26 protein-coding genes and 1 other RNA gene are annotated in these 21,023 nt (G+C 63.4%); 14 read left to right on the top strand and 13 right to left on the bottom strand.

The genetic code is table 11. The annotated features are described in order from the left end of the window. Positions 1–5 precede the first annotated feature (5 nt). Positions 6–1,022: a zinc-dependent alcohol dehydrogenase family protein gene (locus NKH54_RS07260; protein ID WP_352911251.1), complete on the bottom strand. Its 1,017-nt coding sequence runs from the start codon at positions 1,020–1,022 to the stop codon at positions 6–8. A gap of 89 nt (positions 1,023–1,111) precedes the next feature. On the opposite strand from NKH54_RS07260, the gene NKH54_RS07255 reads away from it, so the two are divergent. The 7 genes from NKH54_RS07255 to NKH54_RS07225 all read left to right on the top strand — a co-directional run bounded on the left by NKH54_RS07255 (position 1,112) and on the right by NKH54_RS07225 (position 7,248). Beyond that, positions 1,112–1,987 (top strand): LysR family transcriptional regulator, encoded by an 876-nt coding sequence (locus NKH54_RS07255; protein WP_023700278.1) that lies wholly within the window; start codon positions 1,112–1,114, stop codon positions 1,985–1,987. Between the two features lie 141 nt (positions 1,988–2,128). After that, the gene (gene efp, locus NKH54_RS07250) at positions 2,129–2,695 is read left to right on the top strand and encodes an elongation factor P (RefSeq protein WP_023668757.1); all 567 of its coding nucleotides are present in this window, start codon (positions 2,129–2,131) and stop codon (positions 2,693–2,695) included. A gap of 22 nt (positions 2,696–2,717) precedes the next feature. Continuing rightward, positions 2,718–3,518: an inositol monophosphatase family protein gene (locus NKH54_RS07245; RefSeq protein WP_023684166.1), complete on the top strand. Its 801-nt coding sequence runs from the start codon at positions 2,718–2,720 to the stop codon at positions 3,516–3,518. Between the two features lie 110 nt (positions 3,519–3,628). After that, positions 3,629–4,345 (top strand): PAQR family membrane homeostasis protein TrhA, encoded by a 717-nt coding sequence (gene trhA / locus NKH54_RS07240; protein WP_023688947.1) that lies wholly within the window; start codon positions 3,629–3,631, stop codon positions 4,343–4,345. Between the two features lie 179 nt (positions 4,346–4,524). Continuing rightward, positions 4,525–5,550 carry a MotA/TolQ/ExbB proton channel family protein gene (locus NKH54_RS07235; RefSeq protein WP_023668754.1) on the top strand — a complete coding sequence of 342 codons (1,026 nt, stop codon included), beginning with the start codon at positions 4,525–4,527 and terminating at the stop codon, positions 5,548–5,550. A gap of 1 nt (position 5,551) precedes the next feature. Further along, complete coding sequence (locus NKH54_RS07230; RefSeq protein WP_023698439.1) at positions 5,552–6,583, top strand: peptidoglycan -binding protein; 1,032 nt, start codon at positions 5,552–5,554, stop codon at positions 6,581–6,583. 239 nt (positions 6,584–6,822) lie between these two features. Continuing rightward, positions 6,823–7,248, top strand: a complete 426-nt coding sequence (locus NKH54_RS07225) for a hypothetical protein (RefSeq protein ID WP_352596693.1) — start codon at positions 6,823–6,825, stop codon at positions 7,246–7,248. A gap of 79 nt (positions 7,249–7,327) precedes the next feature. Here the strand turns inward: NKH54_RS07225 and NKH54_RS07220 are convergent, their stop codons facing one another. Then, the gene (locus NKH54_RS07220; RefSeq protein WP_353027942.1) at positions 7,328–7,681 is read right to left on the bottom strand and encodes a DUF1304 domain-containing protein; all 354 of its coding nucleotides are present in this window, start codon (positions 7,679–7,681) and stop codon (positions 7,328–7,330) included. 146 nt (positions 7,682–7,827) lie between these two features. Here NKH54_RS07220 and NKH54_RS07215 point away from each other — a divergent pair, with 146 nt between their 5' ends. Beyond that, on the top strand, positions 7,828–9,315 hold the full coding sequence (locus NKH54_RS07215) for a carboxypeptidase M32 (RefSeq protein ID WP_353027941.1): 1,488 nt from the start codon (positions 7,828–7,830) through the stop codon (positions 9,313–9,315). A 10-nt stretch (positions 9,316–9,325) separates the two neighbouring features. On the opposite strand, the gene NKH54_RS07210 is transcribed toward NKH54_RS07215, so the two are convergent. Beyond that, positions 9,326–11,128 carry an ABC transporter transmembrane domain-containing protein gene (locus NKH54_RS07210; protein WP_353027940.1) on the bottom strand — a complete coding sequence of 601 codons (1,803 nt, stop codon included), beginning with the start codon at positions 11,126–11,128 and terminating at the stop codon, positions 9,326–9,328. Positions 11,129–11,332: 204 nt separating this feature from the next. Here NKH54_RS07210 and rpmE point away from each other — a divergent pair, with 204 nt between their 5' ends. Further along, positions 11,333–11,554 carry a 50S ribosomal protein L31 gene (gene rpmE / locus NKH54_RS07205; RefSeq protein WP_023668748.1) on the top strand — a complete coding sequence of 74 codons (222 nt, stop codon included), beginning with the start codon at positions 11,333–11,335 and terminating at the stop codon, positions 11,552–11,554. 186 nt (positions 11,555–11,740) lie between these two features. On the opposite strand, the gene NKH54_RS07200 is transcribed toward rpmE, so the two are convergent. Continuing rightward, complete coding sequence (locus tag NKH54_RS07200) at positions 11,741–12,382, bottom strand: TetR/AcrR family transcriptional regulator (RefSeq protein ID WP_353027939.1); 642 nt, start codon at positions 12,380–12,382, stop codon at positions 11,741–11,743. Positions 12,383–12,499: 117 nt separating this feature from the next. Between NKH54_RS07200 and NKH54_RS07195 the strand changes: the two genes are divergently transcribed. Together NKH54_RS07195 and NKH54_RS07190 are read left to right on the top strand one after the other, a co-directional pair. Continuing rightward, positions 12,500–13,327, top strand: a complete 828-nt coding sequence (locus tag NKH54_RS07195) for an NAD(P)H-binding protein (RefSeq protein WP_353027938.1) — start codon at positions 12,500–12,502, stop codon at positions 13,325–13,327. Between the two features lies 1 nt (position 13,328). Continuing rightward, positions 13,329–13,805: an anthrone oxygenase family protein gene (locus NKH54_RS07190; protein ID WP_023733001.1), complete on the top strand. Its 477-nt coding sequence runs from the start codon at positions 13,329–13,331 to the stop codon at positions 13,803–13,805. A gap of 158 nt (positions 13,806–13,963) precedes the next feature. On the opposite strand, the gene NKH54_RS07185 is transcribed toward NKH54_RS07190, so the two are convergent. The 4 genes from NKH54_RS07185 to NKH54_RS07170 all read right to left on the bottom strand — a co-directional run bounded on the left by NKH54_RS07185 (position 13,964) and on the right by NKH54_RS07170 (position 16,374). Next, positions 13,964–14,254 (bottom strand): Rdx family protein, encoded by a 291-nt coding sequence (locus tag NKH54_RS07185; protein ID WP_023744978.1) that lies wholly within the window; start codon positions 14,252–14,254, stop codon positions 13,964–13,966. After that, positions 14,251–15,039 (bottom strand): RDD family protein, encoded by a 789-nt coding sequence (locus NKH54_RS07180; protein WP_353027937.1) that lies wholly within the window; start codon positions 15,037–15,039, stop codon positions 14,251–14,253. Before NKH54_RS07180 ends, NKH54_RS07185 begins: the two co-directional genes overlap by 4 nt. Before the next feature lie 82 nt (positions 15,040–15,121). Next, positions 15,122–15,871, bottom strand: a complete 750-nt coding sequence (locus NKH54_RS07175; RefSeq protein ID WP_023728639.1) for a YebC/PmpR family DNA-binding transcriptional regulator — start codon at positions 15,869–15,871, stop codon at positions 15,122–15,124. A gap of 179 nt (positions 15,872–16,050) precedes the next feature. Then, positions 16,051–16,374 carry an ArsR/SmtB family transcription factor gene (locus NKH54_RS07170; protein ID WP_023728640.1) on the bottom strand — a complete coding sequence of 108 codons (324 nt, stop codon included), beginning with the start codon at positions 16,372–16,374 and terminating at the stop codon, positions 16,051–16,053. Between the two features lie 51 nt (positions 16,375–16,425). Between NKH54_RS07170 and NKH54_RS07165 the strand changes: the two genes are divergently transcribed. The 3 genes from NKH54_RS07165 to NKH54_RS07155 are packed head-to-tail and all read left to right on the top strand — an operon-like array spanning position 16,426 to position 17,801. Beyond that, complete coding sequence (locus NKH54_RS07165) at positions 16,426–16,908, top strand: SRPBCC domain-containing protein (RefSeq protein WP_023755549.1); 483 nt, start codon at positions 16,426–16,428, stop codon at positions 16,906–16,908. Between the two features lie 20 nt (positions 16,909–16,928). Beyond that, positions 16,929–17,291, top strand: coding sequence for a VOC family protein (locus tag NKH54_RS07160; protein ID WP_023755548.1), 363 nt, complete (start codon positions 16,929–16,931; stop codon positions 17,289–17,291). 27 nt (positions 17,292–17,318) lie between these two features. Beyond that, on the top strand, positions 17,319–17,801 hold the full coding sequence (locus NKH54_RS07155; protein ID WP_023755547.1) for an SRPBCC family protein: 483 nt from the start codon (positions 17,319–17,321) through the stop codon (positions 17,799–17,801). Positions 17,802–17,822: 21 nt separating this feature from the next. On the opposite strand, the gene NKH54_RS07150 is transcribed toward NKH54_RS07155, so the two are convergent. The 5 genes from NKH54_RS07150 to ssrS form a co-directional block, all read right to left on the bottom strand. Further along, positions 17,823–18,584, bottom strand: a complete 762-nt coding sequence (locus NKH54_RS07150) for a TerC family protein (protein ID WP_023694576.1) — start codon at positions 18,582–18,584, stop codon at positions 17,823–17,825. Positions 18,585–18,657: 73 nt separating this feature from the next. Then, complete coding sequence (locus NKH54_RS07145; protein WP_023668734.1) at positions 18,658–19,482, bottom strand: TIGR00282 family metallophosphoesterase; 825 nt, start codon at positions 19,480–19,482, stop codon at positions 18,658–18,660. A 56-nt stretch (positions 19,483–19,538) separates the two neighbouring features. Next, the gene (locus NKH54_RS07140; RefSeq protein ID WP_196813862.1) at positions 19,539–20,066 is read right to left on the bottom strand and encodes a DUF3592 domain-containing protein; all 528 of its coding nucleotides are present in this window, start codon (positions 20,064–20,066) and stop codon (positions 19,539–19,541) included. An 82-nt stretch (positions 20,067–20,148) separates the two neighbouring features. Then, positions 20,149–20,733, bottom strand: coding sequence for a 5-formyltetrahydrofolate cyclo-ligase (locus NKH54_RS07135; protein ID WP_023668732.1), 585 nt, complete (start codon positions 20,731–20,733; stop codon positions 20,149–20,151). Positions 20,734–20,825: 92 nt separating this feature from the next. Further along, a non-coding RNA gene (ssrS, locus tag NKH54_RS07130) (6S RNA) lies at positions 20,826–20,981 on the bottom strand. Between the last annotated feature and the right edge of the window lie 42 nt (positions 20,982–21,023).

The following is a 21,023-nucleotide window of genomic DNA, read 5'->3' as shown; positions in this document are numbered from 1 at the left end:
CAACGTCACTGTGTATGATCCAGCACGACCTTGCCGAAGGGAGAGCCGTGTTCGAGATGGCGAAAGGCCTGCGCTGCCTCTGCCCATGGGAAGACCCGGTCGATCACCGGCCGCAGCCGATTGACGGCGAGCGCCCGGTTCATCGCTTCGAAGGACTCGCGCGAGCCGACCGGTATGCCGCGTGCTTTCACCTGGCGTCGGAAGATGTCGAGCGGATTGATCACCCCTTCGCTGCCGCCGAGATAACCGATGACGTTGATCTGGGCGCCGCGCGCCGACGCCTTGAGCGACTGCGCGAAACTTTGGGGACCACCGACTTCGATGATGTGATCCGCGCCGCGGCCATCGGTCAGCGCCAGCACGGCCGACGACCAATCCGGATCGTCGCGGTAGTTGACGCCATCATGCGCGCCAAGCCTCTTCGCCCGGGCAAGCTTCTCATCGCTGCTCGACGTAACAATGACGCGCGCGCCGGCCGCCCTTGCCAACTGCACGGCAAACAGCGACACGCCGCCGGTGCCGAGGCTGAGCACGGTTTCGCCTGGCTTGAGCTTGCCCTCGGTGAACAACGCATGCCAGGCAGTGACGGCGGCGCAAGGCAATGTCGCCGCCTCTACGTCGCTGAGATGCGCCGGCGCGATGACAGCCGCCTGTTCGTCCAGCCGGGCGAATTCGCTCAGCAAACCGTCGATCGGGCCGCCGCGCTGGTAGGAAGGTTCGGCCATGGCGAAGCTGCCGCCGACCCATCGCTGCCAGAACGTGCCGCAGACCCGGTCGCCAACCTTGAAGCGGCTGACCTCGGGGCCAAGCGCGACGACCTCGCCGACGCCGTCGGAAAGCGGCACCAGCGGCAAGGGGAATGTCGTGTGATAGCTGCCGCGCGCGATCTCGACATCGCGGTAGTTGAGCGCCGTCGCCCTGACGCTGACGATCATCTCCTGACGGCCGGGTTCCGGCATTGGCCGTTCGACCATCTCGAGATTGTCGATGCCGCCCGGCTTCTGCAGTTCGATTGCCTTCATTGTCGTCGTCCTTTCGTTTGAAAGGAAAATTGCTTGCCAGGCGATGGATTTCAAATTCATAATGTTTACAATGATTATGCCTACGAGACATGGTTCTGGCTATGCTTGAGGAATTGCGCACGCTCGCCCTGTTTGCCGAGGAGGGCTCGATCCAGAAGGTCGCCCGGCGCCTGCCGCTGACCCAGCCCGCTGTGACCCGGCAGATCCAGCGGCTGGAGGACATGCTTGGCACGACGCTGCTCGACCGCCGGCAAAAGCCGCCGCGACTGACGCCGACGGGGCTGGAAGTGCTGGCGCGCGGCCGCGATATCATCGCTTCCGTAGAAGCGCTGAAATCCTTCGCCGGAAAGACCGAGCCGGAAGGACTGTTCCGCCTGGGTCTCGCCCATGGCCTCTCGGACCGCGACATCGCCGGGGCCATCGCCAACGCCGCGGCGGCGTTCCCGAAAGTGTCGCTACGGCTCAAGACCGGCTGGAGCGCCGAACTGATCGATCAGTTCGAACGCGGCGAGCTCGATGTGACGATTGTTCTGCGATCGTCGGATAAGCCAGGCCCGGAAGCGCTTGGCACTGAACGTCTTGGCGTCATAGCTGCGTCCACCGTCCCCGATCCGGAAGACGGTGGCCGGACACCCATGCCGTGGGTGCTTAGTCCGGCCCCTTGCGACGCGCGCCAGAAACTCATGTCGGTTCTGGTCGGCGGAAGGCGTTGTTTCGAGATCGCGGCGGAGATACAGGATCCGGCCTTGCAGATGGAATGGGTCCGTCGGGGGCACGGCCTTGGGCTAATGCCGTTGCGTCTTGCAAGGCGCCGACTTCCCGACGGCCTCATGCTCGTCAACACGGAAGATGTCGACCTTTCCTTACAGGTCGCCGCACTTCGCTCGCCTCATCTCAACCGGCTGACTGAGGCTGCGGATGCCATCGTCGAGGCCGTCGGCAAAGTCATTGCAGCCCAAGTTTGAGGCTACCAGCCGCTGTCGGGCGATCTGGCATCCCTTGCCTCTCCTGCCGATTTGTGGTCTTGGGGGCCCGAAATCGCTTGTCCAGCGACCATCCCCATACCAACGGCCAAGCCGTTGGTAGCATCCCGGATCAATCTCATCATGGCCAAGATCAATGGCAACGAAATCCGTCCCGGCTATGTCATCGAACACGATGGCGGCCTTTGGGTGGCGGTCAGGACCAACACCGTCAAGCCCGGCAAGGGCGGCGCGTACAACCAGGTCGAACTGAAGAACCTGATCAACGGCACCAAGCTCAACGAGCGCTTCCGCTCGGCGGAGACCGTCGAGCAGATCCGGCTCGATCTGAAGGATTTTTCCTTCCTCTACGCCCAGGACGACGCGCTGGTGTTCATGGACACGCAGAGCTACGAGCAACTCGAGCTGGCGAAGGATTTCGTCGGCGACCGCGCCGCCTTCCTGCAGGACGGCATGATGGTGACGGTCCAGCTCTATGAGGACAGGCCGATCGGCATTTCGCTGCCCGACCAGGTGACGCTGACCATCACCGAGGCCGACCCGGTGGTGAAGGGCCAGACGGCCGCGTCCTCGTACAAGCCGGCGGTGCTGGAAAACGGCATCCGCGTGCTGGTGCCGCCATTCATCGGCGCCGGCGAACGCATCGTCGTCGACACCAACGAACTCACCTACATGCGCCGCGCAGACTGACGCGTAGGCAGGAACAGATACGATGGCACGCTCCGCACTTCTCAATGTCATGGTCCAGGCCGCCATGAAGGCCGGCCGCTCGCTGTCGCGCGACTTCGGCGAGGTGCAGAACCTGCAGGTGTCGATGAAGGGACCGGGCGACTATGTCAGCCAAGCCGACCGCAAGGCCGAGGACATTCTGTTTGCCGAACTGTCGAAGGCACGGCCGGGCTATGCCTTCCTGATGGAAGAGCGCGGCATGATCGCAGGGGACGACGACCAGCACCGTTGGATCGTCGACCCGCTCGACGGCACCACCAATTTCCTGCACGGCATTCCGATCTTTTCCATCTCGATCGCGCTGGAGCGACAGGGCCAGTTGGTCGCCGCTGTCATCTACAATCCGGCAATGGATGAGCTCTACACCGCCGAGCGCGGCGGCGGCGCCTTCATGAACGATCGCCGGCTGCGCGTTGCCGGCCGCAGCAAGCTCACCGACTGCGTCATCGGCTGCGGCGTGCCGCATCTCGGCCGCGGCCAGCACGGCAATTTCCTCGTCGAGTTGCGCAATGTGATGGCCGAGGTCTCGGGCGTGCGCCGCCTGGGTTCCGCCGCGCTCGATCTCGCTTATGTCGCCGCCGGCCGCATGGACGGCTTTTGGGAAACCGGCCTGTCGGCCTGGGACATTGCCGCCGGCCTGCTGCTGATCCGCGAGGCCGGTGGCTTCGTCTCCGACATGGATGGCGGCCAGGATATGCTCGAGGCGGGTTCGCTCGTCGCCGGCAACGAGGTCATACAGCGCGCGCTGCTCAAGGCGGTGAAGAAGCCGCTTTCGGCGCGCTGATCACTTGGCATGCCGGCGCGGCGTGCTGAAGCGCCGCAGTCGCAAAACCGCAATCAAAGCTTGAAATACTGCCCGGCGGCCGCCCAGATAAGGGTGACGCAGGATTTTTTATGACGAGCATACCTTCACTATCCTCGCGAGAAGCGCAGCCAGACCAGCCAGTTGAAATCCCTTATGTCGGGCGTTGGCACTACTCGCGTGCGGAGATGATCGCCGATGGCATCGTCCATGCGGTCGGCATCGTGCTGGCGATAGCCGCCGGCTCGGCGTTGCTGGCGCTGGCCGCCTTCCATGCCGGTCCCGGCGAATACATCGCCGCCGCCTTCTTCGTGGTGTCGCTGCTGACTGTGCTGTCGATTTCGCTGACCTACAATCTGTGGCCGGTGACGTCGCCGGCGAAGTGGATCTTGCGGCGCTTCGATCATGCGGCGATCTATCTCCTGATCGCCGCGACCTACACGCCCTTTCTGGCCCAGCTCGACGGCTCGCCGCTGGCGCTGCCGATGATTGTCCTTGTCTGGACCGCTGCTTTGACCGGCATTGCCATGAAAGTGTTCCTGCCCGGCCGCTTCGATCGTCTGGCCATTGTCTTCTATCTCGCCATCGGCTGGAGCGGCGTCGTCCTGGTCAAGCCGCTGGTGGCGACGTTGCCGACGACCTCGATCGCGCTGATTGTCGCCGGCGGCATCGTGTACTCCTGCGGCGTCATCTTCTTCGCCTGGAAACGCCTGCGCTTCCACAATGCCCTCTGGCACGGCTTTGTCGTCACCGGCGCCGGGCTGCATCTTGCCGCCATGGTCGACTGCCTGGTCGTCAACCGCCTCTGAACGGCGTGGTGCGGCCCGACAGTCGGGCAATATTGCCAAGCGCCATTCAATTTGGTCACAATTCCGTTTAGAGTCGCGAATTACGTGATCGGCGGCACTGGAGCGGTTCCAGGGAAGTATGAGCGGCTTCCCGTTCGGAATTGCGTCAAGGCAAATAGAGCATCGGAAACGGGGCACGGATGGCTTTTCTCAGATCCTTCGGCGTGGGCAGGCGTTCTGATGTCCTGATGTACGATCCGCACAAACTGTCGAGCCCGCAGGTCTTCCTCCTGACCATGGTCATCTTCCTGGTCATCGTCGCCTTCATCGCCGCCATCCTCACCCGCCAGATCTCGACCGCTTTCGGGAGCAATCCCGGCCTCAACGGCCTCATCGTCGGCGTCCTTGTGGTCGGCATCCTGCTCGCCTTCGCCCAGGTCGGACGACTGTTTCGCGAAGTGCGCTGGGTCAATTCCTTCCGCGCCGGTTCCGAAACCACCGAGCCGGTGCTGCTGGCGCCGATGAAGGCGATGATCGGCCGTTCCTCGACGGTCGCCTTCTCGACGTCTTCGATGCGCACCATGCTGGATTCGATCGCCACCCGCCTCGACGAAAGCCGCGACACCTCGCGCTATCTCGTCGGGTTGCTGGTGTTCCTCGGTCTGCTCGGCACCTTCTGGGGCCTGCTCAACACCATCGGCTCGATCCGCGAAACCATCGAATCGCTCGATCCCGGCACCGGCGACGCCGCCGCCGTGCTCGATTCGCTGAAGCAGGGGCTGTCGGCGCCGCTGGCCGGTATGGGTACGGCCTTTTCGTCCTCGCTGTTCGGCCTTTCCGGGTCGCTGGTGCTAGGCTTCCTCGACCTGCAGGCCGGCCGCGCGCAGACCCGCTTCTATACCGAGCTTGAAAACTGGCTGTCCTCGGTCACCGATCTCTCCTCCGACATCGCCGTCGCCGACCCGGCCAAGACTGAATCCTCCGACGAGATCCGGGTCCTGTCGGAACGGCTGCGCAGCATGCAGGAAAGCGGCGGCGGCTCCAATCCGCGCGTCGCCACCGCCATGGCCAATCTCGCCGACGGCATTTCCGGACTGGTCAAGAACATGCGCTCCGAGCAGCAGATCATGCGCGACTGGGTCGAGGCCCAGTCGGACGAGCAGAAGGCGATGCGCAACACGCTGGAAAAGATCGCCGACGCGCTGAAGAAACCCGGGGTCCACTAGCATGGCTCTCGCCAGGGGCCGGCGCACCGATCGCCGGATCGACTATTGGCCGGGCTTCGTCGACGCGCTGTCGACGCTGCTGCTGGCCATCATGTTCCTGCTCACCGTTTTCGTGCTGGCGCAGTTCCTGCTCGGACGCGAACTCTCCGGCAAGGATACGGCGCTCACGCGCCTCAACTCGCAGATCAACGAACTGACGCAGTTGCTGGCGCTGGAGCGCTCGAGCGCGCAGGACAAGGACGATTCGCTGGCCAATCTGCAGGCGTCGCTGTCGGCGGCGGAAGCTGAGAAGAGCCGGCTCGAGCAGTTGCTGGCGCAAGGCGCCGGCGCCGGCGACGCCGCCAACCAGCGCGCCGCGGAGCTCGGCGGCGAACTCGACAGCCAGCGCCAGATCAGCCAGCAGGCGCTGAGCCAGGTCGAGATCCTGAACCAGCAGATCGCGGCACTGCGCAAGCAGATCGGCGCGCTCGAGGACGCCCTCAATGTGTCCGAAACGCGCGACCGCGATTCCAACACCAAGATCGCCGATCTCGGCCGTCGGCTCAATGTCGCGCTGGCGCAGCGCGTGCAGGAACTGAACCGCTACCGCTCCGACTTCTTCGGCCGCCTGCGCGAAATCCTCGCCGACCGCGAGAACATCCGCATCGTCGGCGACCGCTTCGTCTTCCAGTCGGAAGTTCTGTTCCCGACCGGGTCGGAAGTGATCAACGATGCCGGCAAGGTCGAGATGAAGAAGCTCGCCGATGCCATCATCGAGTTGCAAAAGGAAATCCCGCCCGAGATCAACTGGGTGCTGCGCGTCGACGGCCACACCGACAACAAGCCGCTGTCCGGCGCCGGCCGCTATCGCGACAATTGGGAATTGTCGACGGCGCGTTCGACCTCGGTGGTCAAATACCTGATCGAGAACGGCGTGCCCGCCAACCGGCTGGTTGCGGCCGGCTTCGGCGAATTCCAGCCGCTCGACCCCGCCGACACCGAAGACGCCCGCAACAAGAACCGACGCATTGAACTGAAGCTCACCGAACGGTGATTTTCAGTCACGCGAAATTGTTTGCCGGCTCAACTCTAGGGCGCAACGCCAAGCCGGCAAGGCCTGAAAACATTATCTTTCTTTAACTACACTTCGCGTTTCCGGGCTCCTACTTTGACGCGCAGGGCCGAGAACCGCCGGCGATGCCTCCCATCGCGACGCGACGGAACCGGACGGCCCGCTTCCGGAAGGTGGAGCGAAAGCGCTTGCCCCTTCCACAGCAGGAGGAGACGCACATCATGCGCTCTTTGAAGACTCTCAGGACCGCAACCCTCACGACACTTCTGATCACTGTTCCACTCGCCGGCGCCCATGCCGCCGGACATCACAAGGGCGCCCTCGACGCCAGCGACCCGACCGACATGACCGGTCCGCGCGTGACCGACCTGATCGAGCAGGTGCGGGGCGTCGAACAGGGCATCGCGGATGCGCGCGAAACGAAGGGCATCTCGACCTCGGAAGCGCGGTGGCTGCATCTGCGTGCGGCGCATATCGGCCAGGCCGCCGAACGGGTCGCCGCTTCGGACCATGGCCGGATCCCGGCCGCGCAATATCACGATCTGCTGCGCCGCCTCGACAATGTCGATCAGAGGCTGATGTCCGACACCGGCAGCGGCTTCATGATCGGTGATGGCTCCGACGGTGGGAATTATCCGAACGGCTGAGGTCCGCTCTGATATCTCCAGGAATGAGGAAGGGACTGTCTGACGCCCGCGGGATCTGGTTCCGAGGGCGTCTTTTTTGTCACCAACCCAGCCACAGCGCAGCGAGGGCCAGCACCGCCGGCACGGTCTGAACATACAGGATCTTCCGGCTGGCAGTCGCCGCGCCATAGAGCCCGGCGACGGCGATGCAAAGCAGGAAGAACACCTTGATCTGGAATCCCGCCGCGCCGAGATAGAGGCCCCAGATCAGCCCGGCGGCAAGGAAGCCGTTGTAGAGCCCCTGATTGGCGGCGAGCACCTTCGATGCGCTGGCGAAGTCCGGCTTGAGGTTGAACGCCCTGTGCCCGCGCGGTGTGTCCCACGCCACCATCTCCAGATAGACGATAAAGAGGTGGATCAGGGCCACCAGCCCGACCAGGATATTGCCGATCATCTTAGTCTCCCCTCCATGGCGGTGTTCCACCGTCAGCCAGCATTCCACGCACCAGCTCACCGGCGCAAGCTGCATAGCCACCTTTGAGGGTTGCCAATCCTGGCGCGTTGGTATCTTTTCCCGCGGTCCAAAACGCGGAACCTGTCATGTCTTTTCAGAAGCTCGATGATCTCGGCCACAAGCTCGAAGCGCTGGAACATGCGCTCGCTATCCTCGGCGCCGACGAGGCGACTCACATGGCTGTCGGCGGCGGCGAGAAGCGCGCCGAAGCCATGTCGTCCCTGGCCGGGATGCTGCATATCAGGGCAACGGCGCCGGAGATCGCCGACTGGCTCGCCGCCGCCGAACAGGAGGCGCTCAACGAGGAGCAGCAGGCGGCGGTCCGCGAACTGCGCCGGCAATACACCAACCTGACCTGCCTGCCGGTCGAATTCGTCGAGCGCCAGACGGTAGCGCGCATGCGCTCGGAGCAACTCTGGCGCGACCTGCGCGCCAAGAACGACTGGGCCGGATTCCTGCCGGCGCTCGAAGGTGTCATCGCGCTGGTGCGCGAGGAAGCCGCCCTGCGCGCCGACGCGCTCGGCCTCGATCCCTACGACGCGCTGATGGAGCAATACGATCCTGGCAACCGCGCCGCCGACATCACGCCGGTCTTCACCGAGCTGAAGACATTCCTGAAGGGCTTCGTGCCGGAAGCCCTGGCCGCGCAGGAAGCGCGCCTGGCCAGGCATCCCGTGAAGCCGCTCTCCGGCAGCTATGCGATCGACAAACAGCGCGAGCTTGGTCTCGCCATGATGGCTTCGGTCGGCTTCGACCTCACCCACGGTTCTCTGTCCGTATCGCACCATCCCTTCTGCGGCGGCGTGCCGAGCGACGTGCGCATCACCACCCGCTACAAAACGTCCGATTTCCTGTCGGCTTTGATGGGCGTGCTGCACGAGACCGGCCATGCGCTCTACGAGCAGAACCTACCGAAGGCCTGGGCGCACTGGCCGCTCGGCAAGGCGCGCGGCATGGCGGTGCATGAAAGCCAGAGCCTGTTCGTCGAGAAACAGGTCGGCCGCAACCCCGAATTCTGGCGCTGGGCGCTGCCCGTGGTCGAAAAGCATCTCGGCGAAGCCTGGTCGCTGGACGACATCCTGCCGCATGTGCACCGGGTAGAGCGCGGGCTGATCCGCGTCGACGCCGACGAGGTCACCTACCCGCTGCATGTCATCCTGCGCTACGAGTTGGAGCAGGAGCTGGTCTCGGGGCGGCTGCAGGCGGCCGACCTGCCCGAAGCCTGGGACGCCAAGATGCGGGAGTATCTTGGCCTTTCGACCATCGACAACCCAGCCGACGGACCGATGCAGGACGTGCATTGGCCGGGCGCCGCCTTCGGCTATTTCCCGTCCTATACGCTGGGCGCCATGATGGCGGCGCAGCAATGGGCTGCGCTGACGCGCGACCATCCTTCAGCCGACAGCGAGCTTGCCAACGGCAATTTCGCCCCCATCAATGACTGGCGCCGCGACAAGATCTGGTCGCAGGGTTCGCGCTGGTCGACGCCCGAACTGCTTGAGCGCGCCACCGGCGAAAAGCTCAACGCCGGGTATTTCACCGAGCATCTCCGCAAGCGGTATGGTCCCGCCTGATTGCGGGTTGCTACTCCGCGGCACCCCTGAAGGCGCTTGCTCCGGTTTCGAACTGCAGCTTGGCCAGCCTTGCATAGATGCCGCCCTTGGCGACCAGGCTCTGGTGCGTGCCTTCCTCGACGATGCGGCCGCCATCCATGACCAGGATGCGGTCGGCCTTCAGCACGGTCGCCAGCCGGTGGGCGATGACGATGGTGGTGCGGCCCTGCATCAGCCGTTCCAGCGCCGTCTGCACCAGCGTTTCGCTTTCGGCGTCGAGCGCCGACGTGGCTTCGTCGAGCAGCAGGATCGGCGCGTCGCGCAGGATGGCGCGGGCGATCGCCACGCGCTGACGTTGGCCGCCGGACAAGGTGACGCCGCGCTCGCCGACTTGGCTATCGTAGCCCTTGTCGAGCCTGAGGATGAACTCGTCGGCCAGCGCGTCCCCGGCGGCGGCCTCGATCTCGGCATTCGTCGCGCCCGGCCGGCCAAAGCCGATATTGTCGCGCGCGCTTGCCGCAAAGATGGTGACATCCTGCGGCACGATCGCAATGCGCTCCCGCACTTCAGCCGGATCGGCTTCGCGCACGTCGACGCCGTCAATGGCGATGCGGCCGGTTTCGGGATCGTAGAAGCGCAGAATCAGCGAAAAGACGGTGCTCTTTCCGGCGCCCGACGGGCCGACGATCGCCACCGTCTCGCCCGGCTTGACCTGAAAACTCAAGCCGTGGACGGCGGCACGGTCCGGCCTTGCCGGGTAGGAGAAGGAGACGTCGTCGAAGCTGATCGCGCCTGTCGCCTTGGCGGGCAGCGGCAGCGGATTGGCCGGCGGTTGAATCGCCGGCGTCTCGTCGAGTATCTCGGTCAGCCTTTCGGCCGCACCCGCCGCCTGGGCAAGCTCGCCCCAGACTTCCGACAGTGCGCCCAGCGCGCCTGCGGCAAACACGGAGTAAAGCAGGAACTGGCCGAGCGTACCGGGCGACATCGTGCCGGCAAGCACGTCACGCGAGCCGAACCACAACACCGCCACGACCGAGGAAAAGATCATGAAGATGGCAAAGAAGGTGAGCAGCGAGCGGGAGAAGATCGACGAGCGCGCCGCTTGGAAGGCGGCTTCCACCGCGGCCGAGAACCGCCCGGTGACCAGCGTCTCGTTGGTGAACGCCTGCAGCGTGCGCACCGCGCCGATCTGCTCGCTGGCATAGGCGGTCGCTTGCGCCAGCGTATCCTGCGCCTGCCGTGACCGGCGCCTCACCGAACGGCCGAACGCGACCAGCGGCAGCACGATGAGCGGAATGGCCGCGATCACCAGGCCCGATAGTTTCGGGCTGGTGATAACCATCATCGCCACCGCGCCGAGCCCGAGGATGACGTTGCGCAGCGCCACCGAGGCAGTGGCGCCGACGGCGGATTTCACCTGCGTGGTGTCGGCGGCAAGCCGCGAGACGATCTCGCCCGACTGGGCGGTGTCGAAGAAGGACGGCGAAAGCGTCGTGACATGCGAAAACACGTCGCTGCGGATGTCGGCAACGACCCGCTCGCCGAGCGTGATGACGAAGTAGTAGCGTCCGGCCGATGCCGCCGCCAGAATGGCTGCCATCGCCACCAAAGCGGCGAAATATTCGGCGATGAAGACGGTGCCGGAAGCGCTGAAACCGTGGTCGATCATGCGCCGCACGGCCAGCGGCAGCGCCAGCGTCGTCGCTGCGGCGATGGCGAGCGAAATGAGGGCGCCTATGACCAGTTTGCGGTAGCGGAATATGTAGGGATATAGGCGCCTGAGCGGCCCGAGCGAGCGCCTGCGCCCGTCTTGCTCGCCGCTGATGTCCGCCATGACCGTTTCCTCTGGCCGCTCCAGGTGGGCGCGTTCAATATGCGCCTGCCGTGGCCTTGTGATTCAATTCCGGCTGATGTATAGGCTCGCCGACCGTTTTAGAAGCCGTGGCTTTTCAATAGCTGCGGCTTCGAGTTTTAAAAAGGAGCGCATCGACGCAGGCCGCGGGCCCGTCTGTAGCGCCGCAAGCCAGGAAGCACGACAATGAAGGCCGATATCCATCCCGACTACCACACCATCAAGGTCGTCATGACCGATGGCACCGAATACTCGACCCGTTCGACCTGGGGCAAGGAAGGCGATACGATGAACCTCGATATCGATCCGACCACGCACCCGGCCTGGACCGGCGGCCAGCAGACCCTGCTCGACCGCGGCGGCCGCCTGTCGAAGTTCAAGAAGCGCTTCGAAGGTTTCGGCCTCTAAAGTTTACCTGTATCGCTGAATAAAGAACCCGCCTTTGTGGCGGGTTTTTTGTTGCCGTCAAAGTCAGTCGCTTCAAGCTAACGCGCCGATACCTCCCGCTTGTGGGGAGGTCGGCCCAAGGGTCGGGTGCGGTCCGACGCCTCCACCCTGCTGCTTCGAAGCGACCCTTCCCAGAGTGGTGCGAGCCTACCCGTCCACCAATTCCCGCAGCGCCATGCGCTTGTAGGCGGCGACCAGCCTGTCGCCCTCCTGCCGGTCGACCGAGATCGCCAGCCGCACGGCAGCCTCGCCCATCTGCCAGACGAGGAAGGCCGTCGTCTCCAGCGCCACCGGATCGGCGCCGGGATGCAGCCGCTTCAGCACCGTGGTCAGGAATTCGGCATTCGCTCGACTGTCGGCGAGCTCGAGCTGGCGCAGCGCCTTGTCGGCCTGCGTGCCCGACCAGATGTCGCGCATCACCGGCTCGGCCAGGAACAGCCGGTAGTAGATATCGACCAGCTCCGAAAACGCCTGCCGCAGCCCTTCGGCGTCGACGACGTCCTTGAGCGCCGAAGAGATGCAGGCCTGGCTTTCGGCGGTGTAGCGCTCGGCCAGCGCCCAGACGATCGCCCGCTTGTCGGGAAAGAACTGGTAGAGCGAGCCGATCGACACCGCGGCCCGTTCCGCCACCTCGCCCATGCGCATGGCGTCGCTGCCTTGCTCGGCAATCAGCGCGGAGGCTGCGCCCAGCATGCGCTCGACCCGCTCGCGGCTGCGCTGCTGGGTGGGCGCCCGCCGCGGCGATGCTACCTGCTCCTGGGCAGATGCGGGCGCTGCTGTGTCTTCCATGACTGCCTCCGGTTCCGACAAAATTGCCAACAAACGGCTTGACTCGCAAAATACGAGGGTTTATCACGTTTTGCAAATGTGAGGATTACTCATATTTTCAAGCAAAGGAGAACCACAATGACTGACACCAAACCAATCCTGATCCTCGGCGGCACTGGCAAGACCGGCCGTCGCCTCGCAGAGCGGCTGACCGCACAGGGCGTTCCCGTGCGCATCGGCTCGCGCTCCGGCAGCCCCCGCTTCGACTGGGAGGTTCCGGCGACCTGGGAGCCTGCCATGCAAGGCGTGAGTGCCGTCTACATCAGCTACTATCCCGACATCGCCGTGCCGCGCGCCGCCGAGACAGTCGGCGCCTTCGCCAGGCTTGCGGTGGCAAATGGCGTCACCCGCCTGGTGCTGCTCTCCGGCCGCGGCGAGACCGAGGCCCAGCGCGCCGAAGAGATGGTCAAAGCCTCGGGCGCCGACTGGACGATCCTGCGCTGCGCCTGGTTTTCGCAGAATTTCAGCGAAGGTTTTCTCGTCGAGTCCCTGCTGCAAGGCGAAGTGGCCTTGCCTGTCGGCCCTGTTGGCGAGCCCTTCGTCGATGTCGACGACATCGCCGATGCTGCCTTCGTCGCGCTGACCGAGCCGGGCCATGTCGGCCAGCTCTATGAGCTGACCGGGCCGCGGCTGCTGAGCTTCGCCGACGCGGTCGCCGAGATCGCCAAGGCGACCGGCCGCGACATCCGCTATATCAAGATCTCGCATGACGAATTCACCGCCGCGACGGCGGCACACGAACTGCCGCCCGAAATCGCCTGGCTGCTCAACGAGCTGTTCACCGAAGTGCTTGACGGCCGCAACGAGACGCTGACCGACGGTGTCCAGCGTGTGCTCGGCCGCGCGCCGAAAGACTTTTCCGCCTACGCAAATGAACCCGCCGCAACCGGCATCTGGAGCAACTGAGATGATCAAGCTTCTTCCCACCCTCACCATCATCGCCGCAATCGGCTCGGGCGTCGTCGGCGGCGTGTTTTTCGCCTTTTCCAATTTCGTCATGGCAGCACTTGCCCGGCTGCCGGTCCCCCAAGGCATCTCGGCGATGAATTCGATCAACATCACGGTAATCACGCCCACCTTCATGACGGCGCTGTTCGGCACCGGCCTGCTCTGTCTGGTGCTTATCGCCGCCGCCATCATGGGCTGGAGCCAGTCCGGCTCGCACTGGTTGCTTGCCGGTGCCGTGATCTATTTGATCGGCAACCCGATCGTGACCATGGTCTTCAATGTGCCGCTCAACGATGCGCTCGCCGCCGTCGACCCGGCCAGCGCCAATGGCGCAGCCGTCTGGGCGAACCATCTGAACCAGTGGGTGATGTGGAACCACGTCCGCACCATCACCGCCATCGTGTCGATGGCCTGCTTCATCTTCGCATTGCTGTGAAAGTCGTCAAGCAAGGTAAGCTGTGTTGAGATTCAGGTCAGGTCGAGTCGAAAATGGTGGCTTCCGAGAACCGGAGCGGAGCGTACTCAAGTACGTGTGCACCGGAAGCGCAGGAAGCCGTCATTTGCAGGCCGGCCTCACCTGAATCTCGACGCAGATTAGGCCTTGCGGTCGGAATGGCCGAGATCCCGGTCCGGATCAATGACGTCGCGCACCAGCTGCTTGAGCTTGGCTGCATCGGGAAAGCCGCCGTCGCGCTTGCGGTCCCAGACCAGCACATCGTTGCAGGAAACGGTGAAGATGCCGCCTGTGCCCGGCACCAGCGTCACTTCGCCAAGATCCGTGCCGAAGGTGGAGAGCAGTTCCTGCGCCATCCAGCCGGCCCGCAACAGCCACAGGCACTGCGTGCAATAGGTGATGATCACGCGGGGCCTCTCCGACACGCTCATGTCTGGGTCTCCTGTATGCGCACCGTGGTCTTTGCAAATCGATCGTGTATCGGATCGTCGCCCAGAGCTATGGATATCGCGATCCAGACCGGCCAGATCAACACCGAAACGAGGGCGGCGGACGCAACCACTATTTCCAGGCTGGAGTAGTCCTGCACGCCACCGGCAGGGGTGCCCCAGGTCTGAAAAGCATACCAGGCCCCCGTCAGAACGATCGGCAATGCGCCGAGAAACTTCATAAATTGCCGTCGAACAGCCTTCCTCGCCGGCAGGCCGACCCTGTGTCTGTCGTCCTCATCGTGGACAATGAGGTCAGCGAACCGCTTGCCGATAGGTCGACCGGACTTCAACTCCATAATGAGAAGGTACGATGCGAGAGCGATCAGCTCGAGGAAACCCAGGTTCAGCGCCGCAGGCCTGAAATTCCCCTGCATATCCAGATCGATCGACATGGAGGATGTTTCTCCAGGTTTCGAGCCAGCTGCCGTTCCCACGGCCCATTTGGCGACAGGCAAACCGAGTACTGATGTCCTGCATACCTGCCAGTCATAACGGGCAAGCGTCGGGTCACCGTGAACCGTACCCTCCTGGCATAGTTTCCAGTTCAGCCAAAAGCTGCCCTTTACGCCACCATCGGTCAGCAGAAACAGAGCCCCGACAAGCAAATAGAGAGCGATCAGGACAACAAGATAATCGATGAGTGCCGCCAGAAGCCTGCGCCATAAGCCGGGCCGGCGAGGCCAGGCCATCGCATCGGCAAAACTTGCCTCTTTATAGTCGGTCATCGGCCCCCCCGTGATAACTGACTAACCTATAGGCAGGCCGCCCTCAGACAGCAATATTCGCATGCGACTGTATTGCACTGGCCTATGCCGCGCTGAGCTTGGCCATGGTCTCGTCGTCAACCTCGAAATTGGCGTAGACGCTCTGCACGTCGTCATCGTCCTCGAGCGTTGCCACCAGTTTCATCAGCGATTGCGCCCGCTCTTCGTCGACCGGGACATTGTTCTGCGGCTGCCAGATCGGCTTCACCGATTCGGCCTCGCCAAGCGAGGCTTCCAGCGCCTTCGACACTTCGCCCATACTCTCGAAGGCACAGTAGATGGTGTGGCCTTCTTCGTCGGACTCGACGTCATCGGCGCCGGCCTCGATCGCCGCGTCCATCACCTTGTCGGCGCTGCCGGCGGAGGCCGGATAGTAAATCTCGCCGGCACGGTTCCACATGAACGACACCGAGCCGGTTTCACCAAGCGCACCGCCGGCTTTGGTGAAGGCGGCGCGCACATTCGAGGCCGAGCGGTTGCGGTTGTCGGTCAGCGCCTCGACGATCAGCGCCACGCCGCCCGGGCCGTAACCCTCATAGCGCACCGCTTCGTAGCTTTCGGCATCGCCCATCGAAGCCTTGTTGATGGCGCGCTGGATGTTGTCCTTCGGCATAGACACCGCCTTGGCGTTCTGGATGGCCAGGCGCAGGCGCGGGTTCATCGATGGGTCGGGCGTCCCGCTCTTGGCGGCGACGGTGATTTCGCGCGCCAGCTTGGAAAACATTTTCGACCGCACCGCGTCCTGGCGGCCCTTGCGGTGCATGATGTTCTTGAACTGTGAATGGCCAGCCATGGCACCCCTGTCGTCTTCGGCTAGAGCATCCCGAAGCGAGGTGGTCTCACCTCGTCTCCCGGATACTCGAATTCAAATTTTCAGAGCCGTCCAAGGTGCAACGCAATGGATGCACGGCGTTCTCTGTCGGAATGGCCGGCTTATAGATAAATCGGCTCAATTCGTCCAGCCGCGCCGGTTCAGCCCTCGAGATCGGATTTCAGCCGGTCGATGATGCTGAGCGCATGTCCGGCATACTGGCTGATCCAGCGGTCATGGATGTGCTTGATCGGCAGCGTGTTGAGATGGTTCCAGCGCTCGCGCCCTTTGCGCTTCGCCACCACCAGTTCGGCCTCTTCCAGCACCTTGAGATGCAGCATGACGGTGCAGCGGTCGATGTCGGGAAAGGCCTCGCACAACATGCCGGTCGTCTGCGGCGCGTCCTTCAGCCGATCCAGCAATTCGCGCCGGCGCGAATGCGCCAACGCCTTGAAAACATGGTCGTCCGCGGTTTGGCTTGACATGTTATGTTTATATAACATATCGTCGAGCCAATCAAGGAAGGAGCTGTGGATATGTCTCTTGGATTCAGCGTTTCCGGCCGCATCGGCAAACCGGTCGCCGAAGTCTTCGACGCCGTCGTCAATCCGAACAAGCTGAGCGGCTATTTCACCACCATCGGCGGCGCCAGTGCGCCGCTGGAAGCCGGCGTCGGTGTCGTCTGGTGGGACAAGGTGCCGGTCGAGGTCGATGACGTGGTCAAGGACAGCCGCATCGTGCTGCGCTGGGATGCCACAGATGCCGACGGCAGGCCCGCCTACAAGACCCGCATCGAGATGAATTTCGAGCAACTCGACGATGGCGGTACCCTCGTGACCATTGCTGAATCCGGCTGGCCGGAAGGCGCGGTCGGGCTGAAGAAATCCTACCTCAATTGCGAAGGCTGGTCGCAGATGCTGGCCTGCATGAAGGCCTATGTCGAATACGGCATCAACCTGCGTGACGGCTACTACCGCGGCGAGATGAGGGGCGAGCCGGCCGACGAGACAAACAGATGAACAACACAACGGAGCCCACAATGACCGCGAAGATCGCCGGCGGCATCAACATCGCCATGAAGGTGCCGCCGCACCAGTATGAGGCGACGATCGCCTTCTACCGCGACGTCGTCGGCCTGAAGCCGTTCACCGCCAAGGCGCCGGCCATTGGCTTCGAGCTTGGCCCCAACCGGCTATGGATCGACGAGGCGCCGATGCTGAGCCATGCCGAAATCTGGCTTGAGCTTTTCACCGACGATTTTGCAGCCGTTGCGGATCATCTGGCTGGGGCCGGCGTCGTCCGTTGCGATGCGGTCGAGCCGCTGGGCGAAGGCTTCCGCGGCTTCTGGATCGCCAACCCGGCCAGCATTGTCCACATGGTGCGCGAACCCGACGCTTGGTGAGCGCAAAAACCTGAAAGGAGCATTGGGATGGAGACCCACAAAACGCCGACCGCCGAAGCCGGCATGCTGATCAGGCGGCCGGTCGCCGAGGTCTTCGAGGCGATCGTCGACCCGGCCATCACCACGAAATTCTGGTTTACCCACAGTAGCGGCCGGCTGGATAGCCGCAAAGAGGTTCGCTGGGAGTGGCGCATGTACGGGGCCTCGGCGATGGTCAATGTCAGCGAGATCGTCGAGAACAAGAAGATCGTCATGCAATGGAGCGATCCGCCGACCACTGTGGTCTGGACATTCACGGAGATGCCCGGCGCCGAAACGCCTGACGGTGCGACCTTTCTTGAGGTCAGCAATTTCGGCTTCGCCGGCACCGCCGACGAGCAGGTCAAGCAGGCGGTCGGCTCGACCGACGGCTTCGCACTCGTTCTTGCCGGCGCAAAGGCATGGCTGGAACAGGGCCTGTCGCTTGGCCTGATCGGCGACCGTTATCCGAAGGGCGTGCCGGGGCGCTAGGATCGCCCCGATCGCCCAGCTTCAATGCCCACCGCTGGATTTCTTCCTTCGCCGCGCCAGCATGTTGAGGCCCTCGACCAGGGCGGAAAAGCCCATCGCGGCGTAGATGTAGCCCTTCGGCACATGATAGCCCATGCCGTCGGCGATCAGCGTCATGCCGATCATCAGCAGGAAGCCCAGCGCCAGCATGACGATGCTCGGGTTCTTGGCGATGAAATTGGCCAGCGGCCCGGCCGCCAGCATCATCACGCTCACCGCCACGATCACGGCGATGTACATGATGGCAATCTCGTCGGTCATGCCGACGGCGGTGATGATCGAATCGATCGAAAAGACGAGATCGAGCAGCAGGATCTGGAAGATGGCGCCGGCAAGCGAGATCTGCAGCGTCTCGCCCATCATCGTATCCTTGTGGTCGTCGGGATCGACGGTGTGGTGGATTTCCTTGGTCGCCTTCCAGACCAGGAACAGGCCGCCGGCAATCAGGATCAGGTCGCGCCAGGAAAAGCCATGGCCGAACGCTGTGAACACCGGCGTCGTCAGCTGCACGATGATGGAGATGGTTGCGAGCAGCACCAGCCGCATGATCAGCGCCGCCGAGATGCCGAGACGGCGGGCGCGGGCGCGCTGCGCCTCAGGCAATTTGTTGGTCAGGATCGAGATGAAGATCAGATTGTCGATGCCGAGCACGACCTCGAGGACGATCAGCGTCAGCAACGCGACCCACGCGGTTGGATCGGAAACAAATTGAAAATGCGGCGCAAAGAACTCGATCAGCTGCATGGAGGTCGTCCCCTCTTTAACGATCTAGAGCAGTTTCGTCGCCAGTTAGGTACTTTACTCGACTATATCAATGTCAAGACCAGAAGGATGGCGCGGTTTCTTCGAGCCGCGGCCCGCGACGAAAAGGCGCGATCTTCTCGGTCAGGCCGGTGCGGTCGGAAATAGTGACGCCGACGCCGCACAATGTCGCCGGTCCGGTCGCCGCCTCGAAGCGGCCTTTCGGCACTTTCGACAGGAAGCGGTTGAGCGGCTCTTCCTTGTCCATGCCGAGCGAGGAATCATAGTCGCCGCACATGCCGGCATCGGACATGTAGCCGGTGCCGCCGTTGAGGATCTGGTGGTCGGCCGTCGGCTGGTGCGTATGGGTGCCGATGACGAGGCTGGCGCGGCCGTCGACGAAATGCGCGAAGCACATTTTCTCCGAGGTCGCTTCGGCATGGAAGTCGATGACCACGGCATCGGCCTGCTCGCCCAGCGGACAGGCGGCCAGCTCGCGCTCGCCGGCCTGGAACGGATCGTCGAGCTCGGGATGCATGAACACCCGGCCCATGATGTTGGCGACCAGCACGCGCGCGCCGTTTTTGGCGATATAGACGCCGGAACCGCGCCCCGGCGTGCCCTTGGGGAAGTTGGACGGGCGCAAGAAGCGCTCCTCGCGCGGCGCGAAGACCAGTGCGTCGCGCTGGTCCCAGACATGGTTGCCGGTGGTGACGACATCCGCACCGGCGGCGATGGTGTCGCGAAAAATGTCTTCGGTGATGCCGAAGCCGCCGGCGGCGTTCTCGCCATTGACGATGACGAAGTCGAGTTTGAAATCCGAGATCAGGCCGGGCAGTTGTTCCCACACCGCCGTACGTCCCGATTTGCCCACCATGTCGCCGAGGAAGAGAAGTCTCATGCCCACTTCTATCCAGAGGCACGGACGCTAGGCAAGCGCTACCCGGGCGATTGGCGCTAACGCCGGCCGAAAGTACCACGCTGCTGTTGAGGCGGCTTGGCGCTCGCGCCCGCAACGCGAACTGCCGAAGGCATCATCGGTGACGCCGGCGGTGCGGTGCGTCCGCGCAGCCAGAAGAACCACACGTAAAAAACAGTGAACCCACCAGTAGCGGCCAGGAGCAACAGCCCGCCGCGCCAGCCCTTCATCGCCGCGGTATCGAGGATCGATGGATTGGCAGGGTTGTAATACAACTTCACCGCGTCGCCTTTGGACGCCGTGTAGAGGCCGATGTCCTTTCCCTTGCCGGACCACGTCATCGGTGCATCGTTCGCGACATAGGTGACAGCGACGTTGATGCCTTTCGCGGTGAGGCCATTACCCTGGGCTTCGCTGTAGGAACTGACATCCGTCACTGTGGCAACCGTCTGATGCCAGGCGAACTGGTGGTGCAGGGCCGTTCCGGAAATGTGCAATGCCATCGCGAACAGCGTTACCGCGATGAGGACGAACGGCATCAGCAGGAAGCGTGCGAAGACAAACATGATGGCCGCCATCGGCTCGGACTGTGTTGCCGGAATACTATCCGGCACGTCTTGGAAACGCGTTAAGCGGGATCGCGGTCTTTTAAGCGATGTCGAAGCGGCGCAAACCGCTCTCGGTGAGTATTTCCGGGATGATGACGTCGTGCGCCTCATCCGGCACCAGACCCACCTCCTGGCAATCGAAGGCGATGCCGATCAGTCGTGGCGGCTGGCCCTTGTCGATCAGCCTGGCGATGGCGCGGTCGTAATAGCCGGCGCCATACCCGATGCGATGACCGCGACTGTCGAAGGCCGCGAGCGGCACCAGCATCACCGCGGGATCGAGAACCTCGGCCTCCGCATGCGGACCGACCGTGCCAAAACCCATCTCGACCATCGGCGCGCCGCGCACCAGTTCGCGAAAGACGATGGTGGTCTTGTCGAGGATGGCCGGCAGGCAAAGCCTGGCCCCCTTCTCGCGCAAGGCGAACATCAGCGGCCTGACGTCGACTTCCGATCGCATCGGCCAGAAAGCTGAAACGATCTGACCCGGCTCGATGGCGAGGTGGTCGCGCGCCGTCTCGGCCATTTCAAGCGCGATCTCCACCCGCCACAGCGGATCGAGCGCATCGCGACGGCCGAGTGCCTCGAGGCGCAACTGCTTTTTCAGGTCTTTGGGAGATGTCATGCGCGGACGATAGAAAAGGTCGGATCTGGGTGACGTTTCATGAGCGACGTTTTCTACCACATCATCCGCCAAACTGGGCGGATACAGGTAAGTGACGATCCACACAACCGGTGGAGAGAGCGATCCCGGGAACCTACAAAGTAGGTGGGCGCCGTATGAGAAAACCCACGGGTCTTCCCAGGGACAGCTCCCTAAGGATCGTTAAGGCCCCGGGGAAAATGTTCTCCTGCCGGGAAGCGCAGACCGCCAAGCCCAATATAGGCGGCTGGTCGGTCAAGCGCTAGTGACAT

The sequence above is a fragment of the Mesorhizobium sp. M1004 genome (assembly GCF_040318795.1).
In the GTDB taxonomy this organism is placed as follows: Bacteria; Pseudomonadota; Alphaproteobacteria; order Rhizobiales; family Rhizobiaceae; genus Mesorhizobium.
This window is presented reverse-complemented; position numbering and strand designations above follow the sequence as displayed.